The organism is Corynebacterium sp. c25Ua_89 (assembly GCF_047459735.1).
Taxonomy (GTDB): domain Bacteria; phylum Actinomycetota; class Actinomycetes; order Mycobacteriales; family Mycobacteriaceae; genus Corynebacterium; species Corynebacterium simulans.
Genome location: NZ_JASBOD010000007.1, coordinates 114,074 through 133,964, shown reverse-complemented (window position 1 = coordinate 133,964; position 19,891 = coordinate 114,074). Strand labels below are relative to the sequence as shown.

13 protein-coding genes are annotated in these 19,891 nt (G+C 58.7%); 1 reads left to right on the top strand and 12 read right to left on the bottom strand.

Going from position 1 to position 19,891, the window contains the following annotated elements; genetic code table 11:
- Nucleotides 1-16: 16 nt before the first annotated feature.
- The 10 genes from proB to QKB66_RS10850 form a co-directional block, all read right to left on the bottom strand.
- Nucleotides 17-1,237, bottom strand: a complete 1,221-nt coding sequence (gene proB / locus QKB66_RS10895) for a glutamate 5-kinase (RefSeq protein WP_248092983.1) — start codon at nt 1,235-1,237, stop codon at nt 17-19.
- Between the two features lie 14 nt (nt 1,238-1,251).
- On the bottom strand, nt 1,252-2,775 hold the full coding sequence (gene obgE, locus QKB66_RS10890; protein ID WP_311518446.1) for a GTPase ObgE: 1,524 nt from the start codon (nt 2,773-2,775) through the stop codon (nt 1,252-1,254).
- Between the two features lie 41 nt (nt 2,776-2,816).
- On the bottom strand, nt 2,817-3,728 hold the full coding sequence (locus QKB66_RS10885; RefSeq protein ID WP_414253282.1) for a class C sortase: 912 nt from the start codon (nt 3,726-3,728) through the stop codon (nt 2,817-2,819).
- Nucleotides 3,715-9,678: a DUF5979 domain-containing protein gene (locus tag QKB66_RS10880; protein ID WP_414253281.1), complete on the bottom strand. Its 5,964-nt coding sequence runs from the start codon at nt 9,676-9,678 to the stop codon at nt 3,715-3,717. The genes QKB66_RS10885 and QKB66_RS10880 overlap by 14 nt, the downstream gene beginning before the upstream one ends.
- Nucleotides 9,679-9,737: 59 nt before the next feature.
- Complete coding sequence (locus tag QKB66_RS10875) at nt 9,738-11,078, bottom strand: isopeptide-forming domain-containing fimbrial protein (protein WP_414253280.1); 1,341 nt, start codon at nt 11,076-11,078, stop codon at nt 9,738-9,740.
- 1 nt (nt 11,079) lies between these two features.
- Nucleotides 11,080-11,928 carry a class C sortase gene (locus QKB66_RS10870; RefSeq protein ID WP_414253279.1) on the bottom strand — a complete coding sequence of 283 codons (849 nt, stop codon included), beginning with the start codon at nt 11,926-11,928 and terminating at the stop codon, nt 11,080-11,082.
- A 9-nt stretch (nt 11,929-11,937) separates the two neighbouring features.
- Entirely contained in the window at nt 11,938-13,452 is a 1,515-nt protein-coding gene (locus tag QKB66_RS10865; protein WP_248092977.1) for a SpaH/EbpB family LPXTG-anchored major pilin, read from the bottom strand.
- 376 nt (nt 13,453-13,828) lie between these two features.
- Entirely contained in the window at nt 13,829-14,107 is a 279-nt protein-coding gene (rpmA, locus tag QKB66_RS10860) for a 50S ribosomal protein L27 (RefSeq protein ID WP_005531747.1), read from the bottom strand.
- A 42-nt stretch (nt 14,108-14,149) separates the two neighbouring features.
- Nucleotides 14,150-14,455 (bottom strand): 50S ribosomal protein L21, encoded by a 306-nt coding sequence (gene rplU / locus QKB66_RS10855; RefSeq protein ID WP_061924117.1) that lies wholly within the window; start codon nt 14,453-14,455, stop codon nt 14,150-14,152.
- 225 nt (nt 14,456-14,680) lie between these two features.
- Complete coding sequence (locus QKB66_RS10850; RefSeq protein ID WP_414253278.1) at nt 14,681-17,854, bottom strand: translation initiation factor IF-2 N-terminal domain-containing protein; 3,174 nt, start codon at nt 17,852-17,854, stop codon at nt 14,681-14,683.
- Between the two features lie 226 nt (nt 17,855-18,080).
- On the opposite strand from QKB66_RS10850, the gene QKB66_RS10845 reads away from it, so the two are divergent.
- Nucleotides 18,081-18,878 carry a hypothetical protein gene (locus QKB66_RS10845; protein ID WP_248092975.1) on the top strand — a complete coding sequence of 266 codons (798 nt, stop codon included), beginning with the start codon at nt 18,081-18,083 and terminating at the stop codon, nt 18,876-18,878.
- A 232-nt stretch (nt 18,879-19,110) separates the two neighbouring features.
- On the opposite strand, the gene ndk is transcribed toward QKB66_RS10845, so the two are convergent.
- Nucleotides 19,111-19,521, bottom strand: a complete 411-nt coding sequence (gene ndk, locus QKB66_RS10840; RefSeq protein WP_070455949.1) for a nucleoside-diphosphate kinase — start codon at nt 19,519-19,521, stop codon at nt 19,111-19,113.
- 39 nt (nt 19,522-19,560) lie between these two features.
- Nucleotides 19,561-19,887: a hypothetical protein gene (locus QKB66_RS10835; protein WP_248092974.1), complete on the bottom strand. Its 327-nt coding sequence runs from the start codon at nt 19,885-19,887 to the stop codon at nt 19,561-19,563.
- Nucleotides 19,888-19,891: the final 4 nt, after the last annotated feature.

The following is a 19,891-nucleotide window of genomic DNA, read 5'->3' as shown; positions in this document are numbered from 1 at the left end:
CTCTGGCTTCTAGTGTCTAGATTCGGGAGGCGTAGTTCGATAGGTAGTCGGCGTGGACAACGCTGCGGCGCTGGTATTCCGGCAGCTCCTCCATCTGCTTGCCCAGGATGCCCCGCAGCTCCGCGGAATCAAAACGTACTTCGCCGCGGCCGATGACCTCACCTTCCGGGCCCATGATGTCGATGATTTCCCCGCGGGAGAATTCACCGATGACCTCAGTGATGCCAACCGCCAGGAGCGAATTGCCGCCCTTGGTGACCGCCTGCATGGCGCCAGCGTCCAGGCGCACCGCCCCACCGGTATCGGCGCAGTAGAGCGCCCAGAACTTCCAGGCAGACAGCTTGCGCTCTTCGCGGGTGTGGAAGACGGTGCCCACGGAGGCATCGGCAAGAGCAGGGCCAATGTTATCCGTCGACGTCAGCAGCACCGGGATTCCGCCGCGGGTGGCCAGGCGCGCGGCCGAGACCTTCGTGGCCATACCACCGGTGCCGACGTTGCCGGACTCACCGGCCTCGACCCCTTTCAGGTCTTTGCCCGTGCGCACCTCATCGATGAAGCGGGCGTCCGGCTCCGCCGGGTTCTTGTCATAGAGGCCATCGACATCAGAGAACAGGAACAGCGCGTCCGCGCCCATCAGATTGGCCACCAAGGCGGAGAGCCGGTCATTGTCCCCGAAGTGCATCTCCGAGGTCGCCACCGTGTCATTCTCATTGACAATGGGAATGGTGCGCAGCTGGCGCAGCCGATCGATGGTGCGCTGCGCGTTGCGGGCGCGGTCCCGGTGCCCCGTATCCGAGGCGGTGAGCAGCACCTGGCCCACCGTGCGGTCATAGCGGGCGAAAGACCGGCCCCACTCGTACGCCAGATGCACCTGGCCCACAGACGCCGCGGCCTGCTTGGTGGCCAGATCAGTCGGCCGGCGATTAAGCCCCAGCGGGCCCATGCCGGCGGCCACCGCACCGGAGGAGACCAGGATGACATCGGAGATGCCCATGCGGGCGTGCACCGCGTCCACAATGTGGTCGATGCGCTCCTGGGAGACCAAGAAGTCCTCATCCGTCAGCGACGAGGAACCAATCTTGATGACTACGCGCTTGGCGTGCGCGATGCGCTGGCGCAGCGGTGAATCAAAGCCGGACGCCGTGGGGTTTTCATGCAACGGTTCCGGAAAGGGGGTGTCAACCGTGGGCCCGGAATAAGGTTTTTGGGTTAGCGGAAAATCTTGTTGCGAAGACATGGCCGCCCATTGTACTAGCCCTGCCAGCGGTCCCGGTTCGCCTGCTCGCGGGTGACCTTCTCGTCATCGCCAAAGTCATACTCGTCGATGAGGCCGCGGCGAGCCTGCGAAGCACGCTTACGCTCAGCGGCAGAAACACGCTCGGTGCCGCCGAGGCGACCGTCGAAGCCGCGGCCGGCATCCGTGGCACGGCCGCCAGTCATCGGCTCCCATTCGAAGGTGATGCCGCCGATGGTCACCGGGCAGCCCTCAACAGCGCCCTGCTTGAACAGCTCATCTTCCACACCGGCCTTGGCCAAGCGGTCAGCGAGGTAGCCGATGGCTTCATCATTTTCGAAGTCGGTTTGCACAATCCAGCGCTCGATCTTGTCGCCCTCCACCACGAAGGCGCCGGCAAGCTCGGGATCAGGGCGCACGGTGAAGTCAGCGTGGGAGCCCGACTTACGCTCGCCACGTGGGCGGATGATGGTGTGGTTCTTATCCGCCTTGACCTTCGGCTGTGCGCGACGGTGCTCCTTGACCATCTCAAGCAGCTTGTACTTGAGCGGATCGAGGCCCTTGCGTGCCACCGCAGAAATGATGAAGACGGGCCAACCGTACTTCTCCTCCAGCTCGGGTTTGACGAACTCGGCCAGTTCTTCCGCCTCCCGGATATCCGCCTTGTTCAAGATAATGATGCGTGGGCGCTGCCGCAGATCACCCAAGCCGGTGTCCTGGTCCAGCAGTTCTTGGTACTTTGCCAGTTCCTCCTCGAGCGCCTCAATATCGGAAAGCGGGTCGCGGCCCGGCTCCAAGGATGCAACGTCAACGACGTGAGCCAGCACCGCGGTGCGCTCGATGTGGCGCAGGAAGTCTAGGCCCAAGCCCTTGCCATCAGCGGCGCCCGGGATAAGGCCCGGAACATCGGCCATGGTGAAGGACTCAAAGCCCATGTCCACCACGCCGAGGTTCGGCTGCAGGGTGGTAAACGGATAATCACCAATCTTTGGCTTGGCCGCAGAAAGCACGGAAATTAGGGAAGACTTGCCGGCCGATGGGAAACCGACGAGGCCGACATCTGCCATGGATTTAAGCTCCAACACCAGATCGCGGGCCTCGCCCGGCTCGCCTTGCAACGCAAAGCCTGGTGCCTTGCGGGCAGCAGAAGCTAGCGCAGCATTACCGAGGCCGCCAAAGCCGCCTTCAGCGGCTACAAAACGGGTGCCGGGAACCGTGAGGTCCGCCAGCATCTCACCGTCCTCGGAGTAGACCACGGTGCCGGCCGGGACCTCGAGGATGAGATCCTCGCCGCGAGCACCATTGCGCCAGTCACCAGCACCGTTGTTTCCGCGGCCGGACTTCAGGTGCGGACGGTAGTGGAAGTCCATCAGGGTGTGAACCTGCGTGGAAACCTCCAGCAGGATGTCTCCTCCGTGGCCGCCATTGCCTCCGTCTGGACCACCCAACGGCTTAAATTTTTCACGGTGCACCGAAGAGCATCCGTGGCCTCCGTCGCCGGCCTGCAGGTGAAGAACGACGCGGTCAATAAAACGTGCCATGAAGTTGGTTTCCTCGCACTAACGCTAAGTAGCTGTTTTTCTTAATCTGAGCTGCTCATACTACCATCGGCGGCCGCCCGCTTCCTAGCCTGACGTTCCTCACGGGCTTGCTTACGTCGGCGGCGACGCCATTCCAGATAGATGATGATGAGCAAAGAGATGGCGATGATGCTAAGCGCGGCAATCATCCACCACGACAACTTCGGGCGCCAACCTGTCTCCTCATCATTTGCCTCCATGTACACGCGTTCTGCATGCACGAGCAGGCGATCCGTGTTGATGCCGTACGGGGTGCAGGTGATCAGCGTGATCTGATCCTTGTCAGGCTCATAAGTCACCGCATCGTACTTATCAGGTTTGACCACCTCGCGGCCCACGACCTTGTAATGCAGCAACTCGCCCATCACCTCGATGGTGACGATTTCGCCGTCCTTGAGTCGCGGCAAGTTATCAAACATCGACGCGTCCACCATGCCGGTGTGTGCAGAAATAACGGCATTGGTTCCCTTACCTCCCACCGGCAGTGAGGAACCAAACATGTGTCCCGCGCCGTCGTAAAGCACAGCAGGGGCCGTCGTATGCCGCACGGGAAGATCGACGTTGATTGCAGGAATGCGAAGTCGCGCAATCGCGCCCCCAGCCTCTGGGGCATTGAGCGTTTTCATGTAGCGCTCAAAACCCGGTGAAGAAGGATTCGGTGGGAAAGCATGATGGCCTTGCTCCGCCAACCAATCGTTGTACTCATGTGCCTGCTGCACGTAGGCCTCTCGCTGGGCGGGCGGGTCGATGCGTTCGATAGCACGCCGATAATCCTCAGCCTGGCGCTGCAACTGCCAATCGTTGTACTGCGTGGCAACAATCGGATACAGCAGCACCAAGATACCGAGGATAACCAGCCACAGCGAGCTTTTCTTCTTGCGTGACTGGTTCTTCTTCGGCTTAGTCTTCGCCATCGGTTTCTTCGCCGTCGGTTTCTTCGCCGTTGCGATTACGCAGGTACAAAGCCATACCAATTGCCAGCAGAATGAGGCCGATCAGCAGCGCCCACACCAGGGTCTGACGGCCGGTATCCGGCAGCAGGAAGCCGAGGCCTTCCTTCAGACGCAGAGCACCGTAGCTATCGTCGTCGGAGACGAGGATGTTATTGCCCAGCGCCGTCACAGTAACCTTGCCGCGGTAGTAGAAGTTATCCTTCGTCGACTCCGTGATCTTCACGTCGAAGCTGCAGGTGGTGGATGCCCCTACGGCGAGATCGCCTGGGGCACAAACCTCAGTAGGAATCGCGCCGCCTTCCGGAACCACGTACTCGGATCCATCAGCGGCCACCACAGTGCGGCCAGCCAACTCCGCCTCGGTGAGCTTAAGGTCAGTCAGCGGCATCGCTCCGTTGTTCTCCAAGGTGTAATTGAAGCGCATGGTCGTGGCGTCGTCGGGAAGCACCGCGGTATCGGCCACCGTTCCGCTGACCGCACTGATAGGTGCGCCATCAATCTTCTTGGTGATGTTGACCCCAGGGAAGGTATTGATACCGGTCAGTTCCCACTTGCTGCCCGAAGTGGACATATCGCTGGCCTTCGCTACCGGCAGGATATCGAAGGACCACTCGCCAGTAGTCACCGTGTGGGTAGTCGGATCGATGGAGTTATTCGCCTTCACATTACCCAGGCGCGGTCCGGTCTCACCCACAGAGACAACCGGAGACGCAGAATCTTGATTCATGACCTCGCCGATGGTGCAGTTCTGATCAACTTCGATGTCACTCAACGTATGCGACTGGCCAGACTTCAAAGTGAATGTCTCACCACAGCTCGAGGAGAACTCGAAGGTCCGCCCCTCTCCTGCCGCGCCAACAGATTGCTTAGTGAAGGTGACCTCAACGCTATCGCGCGGATGCATCGCCTCACCGGCGATGGTCAACACCGGAGCACCCGTCTCAGAGCGCAGCGCGCTATCCAGCCTAAAATCGTAGGTGTATTTCTTCAAGTCACTGGTGACTTTGTCGAGTGGAATATCTGCAGGCTTTACATCCGGGTTATCGGCTGCGGCGCCCTCCTTCGTCCACGTCGCGAAAGTCATGTACGGAGAACGCGTGCCCGCGGTCACTTCTAACTGCACGCGCTCGCGTAGGGCCGAGGAACCACTTGCATCCAAGGTGCAGTCATAGCCCACCGGCAGGTTTACAACCTTGCCACCCGAAGGTGCACTGGCGTCAGCCACCGTCGCACTCGAGTTAGCTCTTTTGACGTCGAAGCTCAACGTTTGGCTATCAAAGCCCGGAGCAGTACAGCTGACCTTATAGTCATAGCTATTGTTGCTCAGACCACCGAGGTAGCCATCCTGCAGCGCCGCGAAGGACACGGGGACGGTGCGGCGCGTGTAGGTGTTGGTGAAGTCATAGGAAACCGCCGGTTGGCCCTCTTCACCGACGCGCTTGTCGACCTCACGTGGGTCCTGCTTCCACTCCAAAGCTTCTGGTGTGGCAGAAGGAGCGAGCTCCGTGAAGGTACACCAAGCACCGGAAGGAACCTCAACCTCGTCCGAGGTGAAGGTCAACGTGCCATCCGGGAAGGCAGTGGTATCGCCCGCATTCAAACTGGTAGGCAGCCCCACGTTAGAGATGGAATAGCCCACGCCCTGGCACTGGTAGTCGAAGCGGAACTCTGGGTTGGCCTCGCGCAGCACCTGAAGGTCGTCCGCATTGGCGACGATCTTCTTACTCATCTTGATGGGCGACTTCACGAATTCATAGAAGTTGACCAGTTCGACCTTGTTGCCCAGGCCTCCATCGGAGATGTCGTCCTCAATCATGAACTTCTGCGAGGTGGTCTCACCATCTGCGAGATCGGTATCCGTGTAGGTCATGCCCTCGTCGCGCTGCAGACGCCACTGCACCTTGCTTGGACGCATGTGCGTTTCCAGTTCCATGCCGTCCGGCGCGGTCTGGGTCAAGTTGAGCTGACCAAACTTGTCACCGGTCAGTTCGCATTCCGCGCCGACCGGGATATCAGCAAAACTGGTAGAGCCAGGTCCCTGAATGGTGCTGTTGACCGGGAAGATTCCCAGCTTGCCCGAACCATCGATAGGCCCTTCTGGGTCACGGCAGACCAATGCAAAGTTGTGGGTATAGAACTGGTCTTTCCAGTTTGAGCCATAAGCTGCCTGGACGTCGACTGGCGTGTTAGCAACCTTGTCCAGGTTCACCTCTGCCAGCTGACGGGTATAGGTATTGACCAACTTCACGTCTTGGTTGCCTCTGACGTCGAAGTTCAGGGAGCGATCGCCTGTAGCGTCCCCGACTTTTACTTCCTGGGTGAAAGTGATGCCCTCGGCAGCAGTGGTCTCACCTTCTGCCGCAACGCACTCGGAACCGTCCGGAATGTTATCAAAGCTCAAGGACTGGCTAGCCGCATCATCAGATTGCGGGGAGCTGACCTTACCGGAGACAGTGATGACGCTGCCGCCACCGGGTGGCGTGCACTTCATCGTGAAGTCGAATTGACGGTTGTACTTGACGTCCTTGCGGGCCTTGGAGAAGTAAGCCTCATTGGCAAAGTCGACCTGCTTGGTCACAGCCACGGTGACATCTTGGTAGTCGTAGGTGTGGGTTACCTGTGCAATGGTGGAATCGCCGACGATGAACTCACCAGAATCGATGCGAGCTTCGTCGTTGAAGGTCTGAGACTCGCCATCGACTGAAATGTTGGAATCACGGTCGATGGCGTAGCCATTGCGTTTGCCGTCTTCACGGTTGCTGTCGGATTCGACCAATTGGCACGTGCTTCCCGACGTCACGACGGTGGCTGGCACGGTCTCCTTCGGGTTATCGGGCCCCAGGGTGATAGTGGCGTACTGGCCTAGGTCCAAGGGGCTGCCGTCGTCGGCGGTACAGGTCAATTCGTAGTCGACGTCGCGGAAGAACTCGTCGACGCCTGCCTCAGACTGGGTAATGGTGATGCCCTTACCGGCGGGTTCGAAGGTATTGGTCAGGCTAACGGACTCAGAGTCAGAATCGACTGTAAAAGTCTGCTCCTTGGCATCGGTTGACCACAGAACGCCGTTGCCAGTCGAAGGAGTGGTTTCAGAGAACGTACATTCATTGCCATAGGGCACGCCCATCGCACCGTCGCGGTCATTAACCAGCCCCGCAATCGTGGGATCGGAGACCTCGGCGACGAGACGTTCGGTCTGCCCATCGGCTAAACGGACAGTACCAGTGAGGTCGACAGGAACATAGTTATCGCTCGTCGTCTCTACCGTGCGGGTACCACAGCGGAAGGAAAGCTCGTAGTCAGCAGGCAGGTTAGCGCCGTTGACGGAATTGTTAACGAGCTTGGTCAAATCGACCGTGCCCGTTTTATTGAGGTAGTGGTTCGACACAGAAACGCGGTTCTGGTTGGTATCCGTGGATTTGTTCACGGTCAAAACCGGGGTGGTCTTTGCTTCCTCATTGTTGAGGGTGGTCACCACGTCAGAAGAATCGGACGCGGAGACCGTGGTGCGGTCAAGCGTGACGTTCTGCTGCGAGGGGCTACCGGATTCGTAGACGTAGCAGTCTGCACCGACGCGCACGCCCTCGATCTTGACCGGATTGGCGGTGTCAGTGGTGATGTTCATGTCGCCTTCGAGGTTGTAGGCGGCATCGTTTGGGTCGGTGCAGCGATAGTGCACCGGGAAGGTGGTACCCGCGTCCAACAAGCTGCTGCCTGGTCCACGCAACTGCTTGATCACGCGGACGTCGCGGGTCTTGTAAGAGTAGTGCGCCTCGATACGAATATCGGACACAGTCGGGGTTCCACCTTGCGGATAATCCTTCAGGCGGATGGTGTAGGTGCCATCGGAGTTGGCTTGAATTTGCTGGCCATCAACCCAGACATCGCGGCCGTCGAAGCTAATGCGCTCGGCCTCGGAATCGGAAAGGCCAGACAGTGGCTTGAGCACGCAATCGCGCTCGACTGGGACATTGTTAAAGCTCGTATCGCCGGCGATTTCATCCCCAGTGCCCGTGGCCTGGATCGTGGATTGCTGACTGTAATTGGTGGTCAAACAACGTAGCGAGAAAGAATAATCGCGCGGGCTGCCGAGCTCGTTGACGGGTTCGCCGGTGATGGTCTTTGAGATGTTGACGGTGCCGGGACGGTAGTCATAGTTGTTGTTTGCCTCGATGTCGTTCGAGTGATCGGCGGCGTTGACACCGGATTTCAGGGTGACAGTACCAACGGGCACGGCGTCGGTGTTCTGGGAGGTGCCGTTGCCCTTCCAGGTCAGGGTCAGTTCCTTACCTGGACGGGCAGGCGGAGCACCATCAGCAAACTTCTCCGTCAAGGTACAAGTCGCGCCGGCTGGCAGACCTTCAACGGTGTAATCATCACCAGCGGCGAGATCACGGGAATCCTCCAGCTTCATCGTGGGGTAAGCATCGGAGTAGCCGGTCGGGGCGGCGCAGCGGTAGCCCAAGTTGAACTTGCGCGACTGCACCTCGTCGAAGCCGGCCGCGGTACCGGTGACCGTCTTGCGTAGGGTCAGCGCGGAGAATTGGTACTTTGGCGTCCACGTGACAGTACAGGACATGGGAACCGAGTACTTGTTTTGATAGACCACCTCGGAGGTACCTGCCGCGGCATCGTTGTTGAGCTGGAATCCCGAGGGCACGGAGCCTTCTTTGATGGTGTAATCCGTGGTACCGAAGGTGCAACGCCACGTCGGCGTATAGCGGGCCAGCGCCTTGCTCTTTTCCGTGCCGGTGGCAGCAGACTTGAACACCATGGAATCGGCGGCAACGTTGCCGTTCACATCGGGGGACATGCGGCGCAGCGCCTGGGTGTAGGTGTTCGCGCCTTGCCACGGAACCTTGGTGTCGGTGCTGCCATAGCGGGTGGCCATGGAGAAATCGAACTTGGTCTCTTGACCCGTGATGGTCTTTTCCATCATGGTATCCGGCTGGACGACGTCACCGGTCATGCGGCCCATGTTGAGGGCTAGTGCAACGCCTTGGAAGTTGTTGCGAGTAAAGAAGCCGACGTCGAGGCTCGTCAGGCCATCGCCGCCCACAATGTAGGAGCCGGCCTTGCCGGTGTTGATGGAGAATTCCTTGCACACGAAGTCTTTCGGCGTGTTATCGCCGCGATTGTAGTAATCCTCGATGCCGGGGCCGAAGACGTTGCTGGAATTGTTATTGGCATCGCACGCGGAGCGATAACCGCCCGGAGTGAAACGCTTGTACGGAAAAATGGTCTGCCCCGTCTCGGGGGCATCGATGGTCAAGTTTTCCGTAAATAATGACCAACCACGAGTGTCCTGTGCATCAACAATTGAGGTGCGGTAATTGCTCACGTATTGGCCGGTGAACTTATCCTTGACCTTGATGTTGCGAAAGCGCAGGGTGGCCTGCTGCGATGCGGCCGTAATTCCGGTGCCTATACCCCACACCACGCTCGGCTGGATGGCCTCCTGACCAGAACGCGGGACAAAGTAGTCGGTGTCGTTTACATTGCGGCCAAAGACGCCGTCACCCACCGGACCGGAATACGTCCGCAGCTTGGAAGGATCAGTGTTTAGGTCGTAGCCGCGTTCGTCTTTTGTCTCGTACATGACGTCGAAAGTCAGCTCGTAGCGGCCGAGATCCTTCTTCACGGGCTTCGGGTAGGTGGTGACCGAGTTATTGAGATCCGACATGTCGATCCAGCACAGCTGGTCCGCATAGTTGGCGGCCTCACCGGTGCCACTGCGGAAACCGCACTGCTTGTACGTCGCCTCGTTCGTGGCCCAGCCCTTGCTGGTCTGTGCCTCGGCTTCGGGCGTCACCAAGTTATTCAGCGGCGAAGAGGGCGCGACGACTAGCATTAGCGTCACGAACGCCACCAATAATGCGGCGAAAAGGCGCCGAGTCTTGGTGTTAACCGTCATAAATGCTCCTGCGGAAAAGATTGTGTGTGAGGAATGAAATAGGTTGGCCGGGCGTACCCTCATACGCGACCATCTCCTTCATTGTCATCGTCATCCTCGTCGCGCCTGCGAACGAGAATAAAGCCCAGCACCAATGCGGTAATCGCAGCGAGCACGATGCCGATCACGCTGGCGCCGGTGCTTGCGAGGTTGTCGGCAATCTTGCCGGCAATACGCTTTGCTTGCTCGCCGACGCCGTTACCCTTGCTGTCATTGCCAGCATCGTCGACTACCCCGCTGCTCGGAGAATCGGGATGCCCATGAGTCTCGGAACCCGGCTGGGTTTTTCCATCACGATCGTCATCGTTGTCATCGATCGGATGATTTTTGCCTACAACGACGACTTTCGCTGGAGTGGACTGGATAGTGGCAGGCTGATCGCCACGGCACTGTTCAGCCGCAGCAAGAACAACGCGCTCAGTTACTTGACGGCCGTTAGCATCGGAATACGCCAAGGTCGAAACACTGGGACTTAGGTTTGGTAGGCAGTAGCCGTCGGGGCTAAAGCGCGCAATGTTGGTGATGACATCGCCAACAGTTGCAGAAGAGCGCACTTCTGCTTCCAAGTGAATTTCCACACGGGTCTCCGGATTGCCGAGCCGTGCCTTCGCCAGAATGTCTAGACCAGACTGTTCCATCACGATCTCAACTGAGTTACCGTCAAGGGTTGTGCGAAAATCACGCCCGTCCTCCAAAGTTCGCGAGCCATTGAGGTTGCTCACGGTAATGGACTTTAGACGCCGAAACGCAAGACGCGGATCCAGCTCATCGAGCACGACAAACTGGTGGAGCTTTCCTTGGGCGTCGCAAGGCGGCAGCGACGTCCTGATGCGATAGTCCAACACAGCTCCAACCTCGACTGATCGAGCGTCCACTGTTTTATCGACAATCACCGGCTGCGCTTTGGCACTGATTTCAGCCTGCACGTCATTCTTTACGGGGACGAGGAAAGGGCTTGCCACATCCTCGTAGGAATTGTCGGTGCGTCGGGGCCGCTCAGTTACTTGGTACACGCCTTCTGACAGGCCTGTAAACTTTGCAGTACCGGTCTCATCAGTAGTTGCAACAATCTCAGGCCCGAGCTCCATGCCAGGCTTCGAAGTCAACAAGGCAGGATTATCCTGAACCATCTGCCCGAGTTCTTCTGGGCTTGCCAAGGGCAGCCCAAGAAGCTGACGGACGACGAAGACAGCACCAACGTTGGAGTTGATGCCTTCTGGGTCAGCACTCTTGTGAACAGACAAACTACCAGTGCTTGCCGAATGCGCTGGCGCCGGCGAGACAGCGACGATCAAGGCGCACGCAAAGAACAGGCCAACGGCCAAGCGCATCAATGCCTCACATCGCCCTCTGGTAGTCACGTTAGGATTCCTCTAATTCTTCTTCTTTTTTCTTTCGCTTACGCCCTGCCAGGAACCACCACAGCAGGTAGAGCAGTACCAATGTCGCAATGAAAATGGCTGCGATCATCCATGGCTGCCACGGCGAGTGATAGCTCTGGTCAAGCTCAGCAGGTAGCTCGGTGCGCTCGCCGCGGACCAGCAAGCGATGGCTGTTGATGCCGTACGGAGTACACGTCACCAAGGTCAATAAGTCGCGGCCTTCGTCGGCACGTAAGGCCTCCACTTGATCGGGAAGAACCGTCTCAATCTGGTCCACCTTATAAGCCATGGTCTTGCCCATAACCTCAACCGTGAAGACATCCCCCACCTTGATATGAGTGAGGTTGTCAAACATAGTCAGGGTGGCAAGGCCGGTGTGACCGGTAAGAACCGCGTGGTTTCCTTCCCCGCCAACGGGAAGCGCCGTGCCGTACAGATGCCCCACTCCATGCGCGAGAACACCAGTCGATGTGCCGTGATAGACGGGTAAGTCTATGCCCACCGATGGAACGCGAACACGCGCCATTGCACCAATCTGGTGCAGCGTGTCAAGGTAGCGCTGGTAATCCGGCGAGGAGGTATCAACTCCATTGACCCATGGGTCGGGAGCGCCCACCTCTGGCAGCTGGGCGTTATAAGCCTGCGCCTCGGCGAAAGCTTCCTCGCGCTCTCGCTCGGGCAGCTTGTCGACGCCGCGCGAATAGTTCTCCGCGATGCGGTGCTGCTCCACATTTTTGTAGTGGGTCAACACCACGGGGCTGAGAAACACGAGCATCGCCAAGACGAGGTAGATAACCCCGCGTGGATTACGCCTGCGCTTTCCCTTCACATGGCCTCCTTAGGCCTGGGCGCGGTTGTCCTTGTAAGAGGTGTACAAGCCGCGAGCCAGCAGAAGCAGGCCGACGAGGAAGACCAGAACGATACCCCATGCACCGGTTGCCGGCAGCTGGTTGATGATGTTGTTCTTCTGGTTCTCAACGCTGACTGCCAGGGTGCGTGCGTTGACGTCGATGGTCACGTGCTGCGGCTCTGGGTTGCGGACGTAGCCTTCCGGCGCCTTGGTTTCCAGCACGCAGTAGTCATTGTTGGTGGTGCCGGTGTTTGCAGCGAAGGAGCTGATCGGAACGCCGTAGCCCTGTGCCGTGGAGGAACGGTTGTCACCGCCGGAGGTGATGAGCTTGGTGGAAGGGCTACCGGTCTGGGTGGTAGCAACGGTCAATGCATCACCCAGCAGCTCGTACTTAGTGGAGTCCTGGTCGGAGACCTTGCACTGGTACAGCTCGAACTCCGCACCTGCTAGCGGGTCATCGCCGTTGGTGGAGGTCTTGGTGATGGTCAGGTTACCGAAGGTGGTCGAGGTGGGGTTATCTTCGGTGACATCCGGAGTGGTCGGATCATCGCCGTTGGTATCAACGGTGGCGTTGTTCGGCAGCTCGATGGTTGCCTTGTTGGTGATCTGGCCAGTATCAGACGGAATGGAAACGATGGTGGCATCAAAGCCGGCCACAACCTTCAGGGTTGGGTCGGACTTACGAGCATTCTGCAGCTTGGTGCGGCCGTCCTGGGTAAATTCGATACGCAGGGTGTTGTTAGCGGTATCGACAGTGTAATCAGTGCCCTTCGTCAAAGTTAGAGCTTCAGCGCCCTGTGCCTCGACGGTGATGCCGTCAGCCTTGAGTGAGAGGTTTGGATTCAACGGGTCGACGATGTTGAAACGGGTCAACTCACCAGCCGGAACCGGGGCATTGATGGTGTAGCGCAGATCAGAACCGATGGTGGCGTTGGTGTCATCGACCTGCTTGGAAGGGTTAACCTGCTGGTTCTTCGGGCTCACCGTCTGGGTATAAGACCACTTACCATCCTCCGAGTGCGGCAGCGCTACCAGGAACGGAGCTGCAGCGGTGTAGTTACCGCTCTGCACCTCCGTGATCTTGTAGAGGCCAACCGTGAATTCCGGAGTATTAGCGGTGGTCATTGAAGCGGTGCCCTGCTCGTTGGTCTCAATAGTGCCTACTTCAGTGACATCGGTGGCAGTTGCAGCGGTGAGATTAGCAGCGGCTGCCCAACCTTCTTGGGTGGTCAGGTCTACGTTGTTGACCTTTTCCACACGGAAAGTGATGCCGCCGAGGGCGGTGGTATCGGTTGCGCCAGGGTCACCCAGACGCTTGTTGATGATGAGCTCGATTTCGTGGTTTGCATCAACGAGGTCGGCATTGGCCGCAGCCCCCGGGGTCGCCTCAGCGCCGGCCTCGGAGGTGGTCTGTGCAAGTGCGGGAGCGGCAAATCCAGCGCCCGCGACGGAAACGGTGCTTGCAGCAATAATCGCTGCCAAGCGCATAGAGAACTTGGACATAGGGAATCCTATTCCCCCATCAAACTGGGGCATCGAGGGCGTTAATATCGGCGCCCGCTGAACATTTAGCAGCTCAAGCCTAATAAATCGTCAGCAGCCCCACAACCCATGAAATCATCTTTACCCACGCTATTCGGTCACAAAACCACACAATCGTCACACATAACGCCGTGAAACTCGGCTCTCTTGCCCCCGTTTTGTGCTTTTCCCACCCACACGGTGAACATAAGAGAAGAATTAATACATCGGATCTTTTTTTATTTGGTTAATATCTTTCTGTAAAGCCGGACAATTTTCCTGAAAAGGAAGGCGCAAATACAAAAACGTAAAAAGGTCTGACTCCGAAAAATCGGAATCAGACCTTTTACGGTATGAATTAGGCAGAAGCCTCAACTGCAGCCTGCTCAGCCGGAACGATGTTCACGATGCGGCGGTTGCGCTTGATAGCGAACTCAACAGCGCCTGCCTCGAGTGCGAACAGGGTATCGTCGCCACCGCGACCAACGTTCTCACCTGGGTGGAACTTGGTGCCGCGCTGACGCACGATGATCTCGCCGGCCTTAACCTGCTGACCACCGAAGCGCTTGACGCCGAGACGCTTGGACTCAGAGTCGCGACCGTTGCTGGAGCTGGAAGCACCCTTCTTGTGTGCCATGTGGTTTTCCCTCCTTCAGGGATTTCTCGAGCCGGTTAAGGCTTACTTGATACCGGTTACCTTCAGAACGGTCAGCGGCTGACGGTGGCCCTGACGCTTCTTGTAGCCAGTCTTGTTCTTGTACTTCAAGATGTCGATCTTCGGGCCCTTGCCCTGCTCGACGATCTCAGCAGAGACGGAGACCTTCTCTAGGTCAGCAGCCTTAGCCTTAACGGTTGCGCCATCGACGAGCAGAACCGGGGTGAGAGCTACGGACGTACCCGGCTCACCCTCGATCTTCTCGACCTTGACGAGGTCACCTTCAGCAACCTTGTACTGCTTTCCGCCGGTCTTGACGATCGCGTACATAGAGGGTTACCCCTTATCTAAACTCGGCTCAGAAGCGGCAGGGTGAGCCACTTCTGAATGGACAATTACTTATTGCGTTTATCCCTGGCGCTATGTGTGGCGCCCGCGCAAAACAACGACTCGGCCGATGCAGCGCATTCGTGGTCTAAACAGCGACTGTCAAAGACTACCCCGTCACGGGTAGAAAATACAAACTGCGTATTTTCTCTCCCGCGTGGCGAAGGCCTACTTTGCGCTGCGCCGTGCTACGCGACGCCGTCCGCGCCCACTGCCACTCTTGCCAGATGCACGCCCCTTTTCCTGCTCAGCCTGGCGATTTTCCCTGTTCTTAGGTGGATTTTCCTGGGTTTTTTCTGCTGCTGACTGCGCGGACTTACGAGCCACCGTCTTGCGGACCGCTCGCTTGCGGCCACGGCGAATGACCTTGGTTTCGGTAGCTGCAGGCTCTGCTGCTTCCTCTGCCTCGGGCTCTACCACGGGGTCATTCTTTGGTTTTGCAGCACTCTGGCGAACAACGCGGCGACGACCACGCACTCGCTTTAGCTCAGCCTTCGGCTTGCGCTCCACCGTTTCCTCGGTGGGCGCTTCCTTTTCAGCCGGAGCCAGAAAGTCCTGCGGCTGCGGGCGGTGGTCGGAACGCGAGTTGCCACGAGTGCGACGCTTACGACGCGGCGAAGCTTCGAACTCTGCGACGGCTTCCTCGTAGGTCTGCTGCTTATCGCTTTCCTGCTGCTTCGGAGCATTCGAACGCACGCTACGACGACGGCCGCGTCCGCTCTTGCGCTTATCATCGCGTGGCTGCTCTTCTTCGTCGGCAACGTACGAGCTGAACTCCGCGACGTCGTCAAGCTCTGCGGCGTTATCGGCAGCAGCGTAACCGATGCTTGCGATGTCTTCAGCAGAAGTACCAGCGTCCTGAGGCTTCCTTTCCTCACGCTGGACGCGGCGACTACGACGGTTGCGGCGCTTCTTATTGCCCTTCTGCTCGTCCTGCTCTTCCTCGCCCACGACAATGCCAGCTACGAGTTCCTCGATGGAGGTCTTCTTTTCCCCCTGTTGCTCTTGGTCCTGTTCATCCTCGTGGCGGTGCATGGCAACGGCAGCCGGATGCTGCTGCGGATCATGTTCTGGGTGACGGCGTTCGCGACGCTGGCGGCGCCCCTTGTGCTCGTGGCCTCCGTGAGTATCCTGCTCTTCTTCCACTGGGTACTCGTGGATGATGATGCCGCGGCCATGGCAGGTCTCGCACTCGGTGGAGAAGGTCTCCACCAAGCCGGTGCCCAGGCGCTTACGGGTCATCTGCACCAGACCCAGCGAAGTGACCTCAGAGACCTGGTGGCGCGTGCGGTCACGACCCAAGGCCTCCTTGAGGCGGCGCAGAACCAGCTCCTGGTTCTCCGGCAGAACCATGTCGATGAAGTCCACGACAATCATGCCGCCCAAATCACGCAGACGCATCTGGCGCACGATTTCCTCGGCAGCCTCAAGATTGTTACGGGTGACCGTCTCCTCCAGGTTGCCGCCGGAACCGGTGAACTTGCCGGTGTTGACGTCAATCACGGTCATGGCCTCAGTGCGGTCAATGACCAAGGTGCCGCCGGAAGGCAGCCATACCTTACGGCTGAGCGCCTTATGCAGCTGCTCATCGATGCGGTAGGTAACAAAGGCGTCTTCCCCGCCGTTGCTGCGTGCGTCGTACTTCTCCACGCGGTCTGCGAGATCGGGCGCCATGGACTCAACATAGGCGCTGACGGTGTTGAAGGAACGCTTGCCGTCAACGATGAGCTTGGTGAAGTCCTCGTTGAAAAGGTCTCGGACGACCTTAACCAAAAGATCCGGCTCTTCATACATGGTCACCGGCTTGGCACCCTTGGTGGACTTCTCGTGCTCAGCGCGGCGAGTAATGTCCTCCCACAGGTCATGGAGGCGGTTGACGTCGGTGGAAATGGCCTCTTCGGAGACGTTCTCGGCTGCGGTGCGGATGATTGCGCCGCCGTCGCCAGGCACAACGCGCTCCAAAATGGATTTCAAGCGCTTGCGCTCCGGAACTGGCAGCTTGCGGGAAATACCCGCGCTGCGGCCACCTGGGACATAGACCAGGTAACGGCCGGCCAGGGAAATCTGGGTGGTCAGACGCGCGCCCTTGTGACCGATTGGGTCCTTAGCAACCTGGACCAGGACCTGATCACCGGACTTGAGCGCATTTTCGATCTTGCGTCCGCGGCCGCCCAGGCCAGCAGAACGCCAATCCACTTCACCGGCATAAAGCACGCCGTTGCGGCCCTGCCCGATGTCGATGAAGGCAGCCTCCATCGAAGGCAGGACGTTTTGCACACGACCCAAGTAGATATTGCCGATGAGCGAGGCCTGGGCCTCAGTGGTGACGAAGTGCTCTACAAGGAGATCGTCTTCGAGGACGCCAACCTGCGTGATGATGCCAGCACCATCGGCGCGCTCCTTGTCGCGCACGACCATGGTGCGCTCGACGGATTCCCGACGCGCCAAGAACTCCGCCTGGGAGACGATGTGCTGACGCTCTCGGCCCTTCTCACGCAACTCGGCGCGACGACGGCGCTGCGCTTCGATGCGAGTGGAACCCTTGATTGCTTTGGGCTCCTCGATAGTCTCGGTCTCGTGCTCATGCCCCTGTGCCCCACGGCCACGGGACGTACCACGGCTACCGCGTCGGCGACCACCGCTGCGAGCTTCCTCGGAGGTCTCCTCCGTCTCACGCGGCTGCGGCTTTTCCAGCTTCGGCGCCATGAAGATAGGAGCGAAGTCGTAGACCTCTGGCTCGTCCTGCGGCATCGGTGTAATGACGGGCGCATACTCGTCTTCGTCGAATTCATCGCCGGCTTCTACTAGCGCCTCATGCAGCTTCTCGACGTCGACGGTGCCCGTGTCCGTATGCTCAGCTTCTTCTGGCTGCGCGGTGTCTTCGACGGTCTCAGCGGTTTCGGCGAGCTCGGCCTCGATCTTTTCCTCGATCTGGGAAATCTCGTTGGCGACGTTCTTGCGCACGCGGTAGCGCAGCTTGGCATCGTCCTGCTCGTCTTTGACCTCAGCAGGCTCGGCGGCAGCCTTCTTTTTTGTTGCCTTCCTGTTTTCTTGCTTGTTCTCTTGGGCCTCGCCATCGCCCGCCTTGGCGATGACGGCATCGAGGACTTGGCCTACCTCTTCCCGCGTGAGGGAGGATTGCGCGGCCTTTTTCAGGCCCAGCTCGGCGTATTCAGCAACGAGCTCTTTGGAGCTAAGCCCCAGCTGCTTTGCCACTGTATAAAGGCGGGTCTTTTCTGCAAAAGCTTCGCGGTCAATCTTTGCGGCGAAAGCTGCTGCAGCAGCATATGAGTTTTCAGTTTTCGTATTCTTTGTAGTCTTCGTAGTCTTCTTAGTCGCCATCTGGTGACCTTCTCCTGACAAAATCAGCGGCACAATCCCCGGGCGCAGGCAACATAATCAGCACCTTTTGACTGACACAGGCTTTCTGCAGCCACACGAGGGGGCCGGAATGTATGGTGCGGTATGAAATTTTCTGCTTCCCATTGTGGCACAGGACGTCGGCAAGCTGTGCTTTAGCCAAACCAAGCCCCACGAGATATAAGCCACCTGTGGCAAGATGTCGGACATGGAAGCGCCTGAGGAGAAAAAAGAACTCGCAATTCCTGAGCACGCACCGCGCACGGTGGCGCAGGCTCGGGCCCGTAACGAGATTTCGATGCGCGATATTTTTATCGGCTCGATTCCGCTTTCCCTCGCTTTTGCTTTATCCAATCCGGACTTGGGGCACTATTCAGGCCAGTACGTGTTGGTGGGCATTTGCATCGTGCTTAGTGTGCTGGCGGGCATCAACATTCTGCGCAAAAAGCCTAAGATGATTCAGGCCGTGCGCGAGGAGCATAAGTCGGGCGACTACTCCTCCTTGGCCTATATCGGCCCCTTCCTGCCGGTGGTGGGTGCGCCAATTCTGTGGCTGGCCGATGACGTCGGCCTCGTCCCAGATGCCACTATCTCACCTATCGTGCTAACTGTCTGCAAGGCTATCTACATGGTGCCGGCGTTCACGCTTGGCGGTTGGGCCTCATTTACGGGCCCGTACCGTACGGGGCGGCGGCGCATCCGCAAGACGCTGGAGCATTCTTCGATCGAGGGAATCACCGAGACGACCTTGCAGGCTGTAACCGACTACGCCGATATTGTCTCAGCGCTGGTGGCAGCCGGTGCTGTGGAAGGCAATATCGTGAGCGTCAAGCAGTTGGGTTACATCACCGGGCAGGAGGAAGGCCTCGAAAAACGCGTGCTGGAGCTGGAAAAGACCGGCGTAGTGAAGCTGCGCGGTGTGCGCCATTCCGATAACACTCGCACCTGGGATGTCACGCTGACCGAGTTGGGTGTTCGGAGCATGCATGAGGCGCGGAGGCGTTAGCTGAGGGCTGCTGGGGCTTGGGCCGCACATTTTGCCAAATAGTGCGCTAAAACGGGGTGGTTTTGGCGGCATATTTGGCAAATTGCGCAGGCGCGGTGCAGATACGGCGCCAGCGCAGTGCAGATACGGCGCCAACGCGGTGCAGACACGGCGCCAGCGAAGGAGAAGGGGCGCCAAGCACGAAGAAAGCCCGCACTCACCAAGCGAATGCGGGCTAAAAAGCTAGATGCTTTTACAGGTTCGGGAACCAGATGGAGATCTCGCGCTCAGCGGACTCTGGGGAGTCAGAGCCGTGAACAATGTTCTCGCCGACGGTCAGAGCGAAGTCGCCGCGGATGGTGCCCGGGGTGGCCTTGGAAACTGGGTCGGTGCCGCCAGCCAGCTGGCGCCATGCCTCGATAGCGCGCTCGCCTTCAACAACGCCAGCAACCAGCGGTGCGGAGGTAATGAACTCAACGAGGTCACCGAAGAATGGCTTGTCCTCGTGCTCTGCGTAGTGCTTCTTAGCGGTAGCCTCGTCTGCAACGCGCAGATCCATAGCAACCAGCTTCAGGCCCTTGCGCTCAATGCGGGTGATGATTTCACCGACGTGGCCGTTCTTAACGCCGTCTGGCTTGATGAGAATGAGTGTACGTTCAGTCATGGCTGCCATAGTACTAAAGCTATTCCGCCGCGTCTCGCGCTAGGGGTGAGATGTTTGGTTTAGCCCGCGCACGATTTTCTCCGCGTGGTTGTAATCGGTCCCCTTAAACCACAGCTGCACCTGTTTTACGGCGGTGCCGAACTGGCCGTTTTCCAGCAGTCGGTTAAGTTCGGCTCGCTGATCTTCTGAAAGATCTGTTTCGCTAACGGGCGTGGCGGGGCGCGCCGATTGCCACAGGCCGAGCGCCAGGAACGCGGCGGCAGCAAGCAGCGCAACCAGCGGCATCCAAGGCTGCCCGGTCATTGCGCGCAGCAGCAAGGCCGCAATGCAGCCCAGTGCCGCGAGGAAAAAGTAGAGATAGCGCATGCCT

Bases quoted from the DNA above. Each gene is read 5' to 3' on its own strand.
- rplU (WP_061924117.1), bottom strand. From the start codon at position 14,455: ATGTACGCGATCGTCAAGACCGGCGGAAAGCAGTACAAGGTTGCTGAA.
- QKB66_RS10865 (WP_248092977.1), bottom strand. From the start codon at position 13,452: ATGTCCAAGTTCTCTATGCGCTTGGCAGCGATTATTGCTGCAAGCACC.
- QKB66_RS10885 (WP_414253282.1), bottom strand. From the start codon at position 3,728: ATGGCGAAGACTAAGCCGAAGAAGAACCAGTCACGCAAGAAGAAAAGC.
- proB (WP_248092983.1), bottom strand. From the start codon at position 1,237: ATGTCTTCGCAACAAGATTTTCCGCTAACCCAAAAACCTTATTCCGGG.
- rpmA (WP_005531747.1), bottom strand. From the start codon at position 14,107: ATGGCACACAAGAAGGGTGCTTCCAGCTCCAGCAACGGTCGCGACTCT.
- obgE (WP_311518446.1), bottom strand. From the start codon at position 2,775: ATGGCACGTTTTATTGACCGCGTCGTTCTTCACCTGCAGGCCGGCGAC.
- QKB66_RS10845 (WP_248092975.1), top strand. From the start codon at position 18,081: ATGGAAGCGCCTGAGGAGAAAAAAGAACTCGCAATTCCTGAGCACGCA.
- QKB66_RS10880 (WP_414253281.1), bottom strand. From the start codon at position 9,678: ATGACGGTTAACACCAAGACTCGGCGCCTTTTCGCCGCATTATTGGTG.
- QKB66_RS10835 (WP_248092974.1), bottom strand. From the start codon at position 19,887: ATGCGCTATCTCTACTTTTTCCTCGCGGCACTGGGCTGCATTGCGGCC.
- QKB66_RS10850 (WP_414253278.1), bottom strand. From the start codon at position 17,854: ATGGCGACTAAGAAGACTACGAAGACTACAAAGAATACGAAAACTGAA.
- ndk (WP_070455949.1), bottom strand. From the start codon at position 19,521: ATGACTGAACGTACACTCATTCTCATCAAGCCAGACGGCGTTAAGAAC.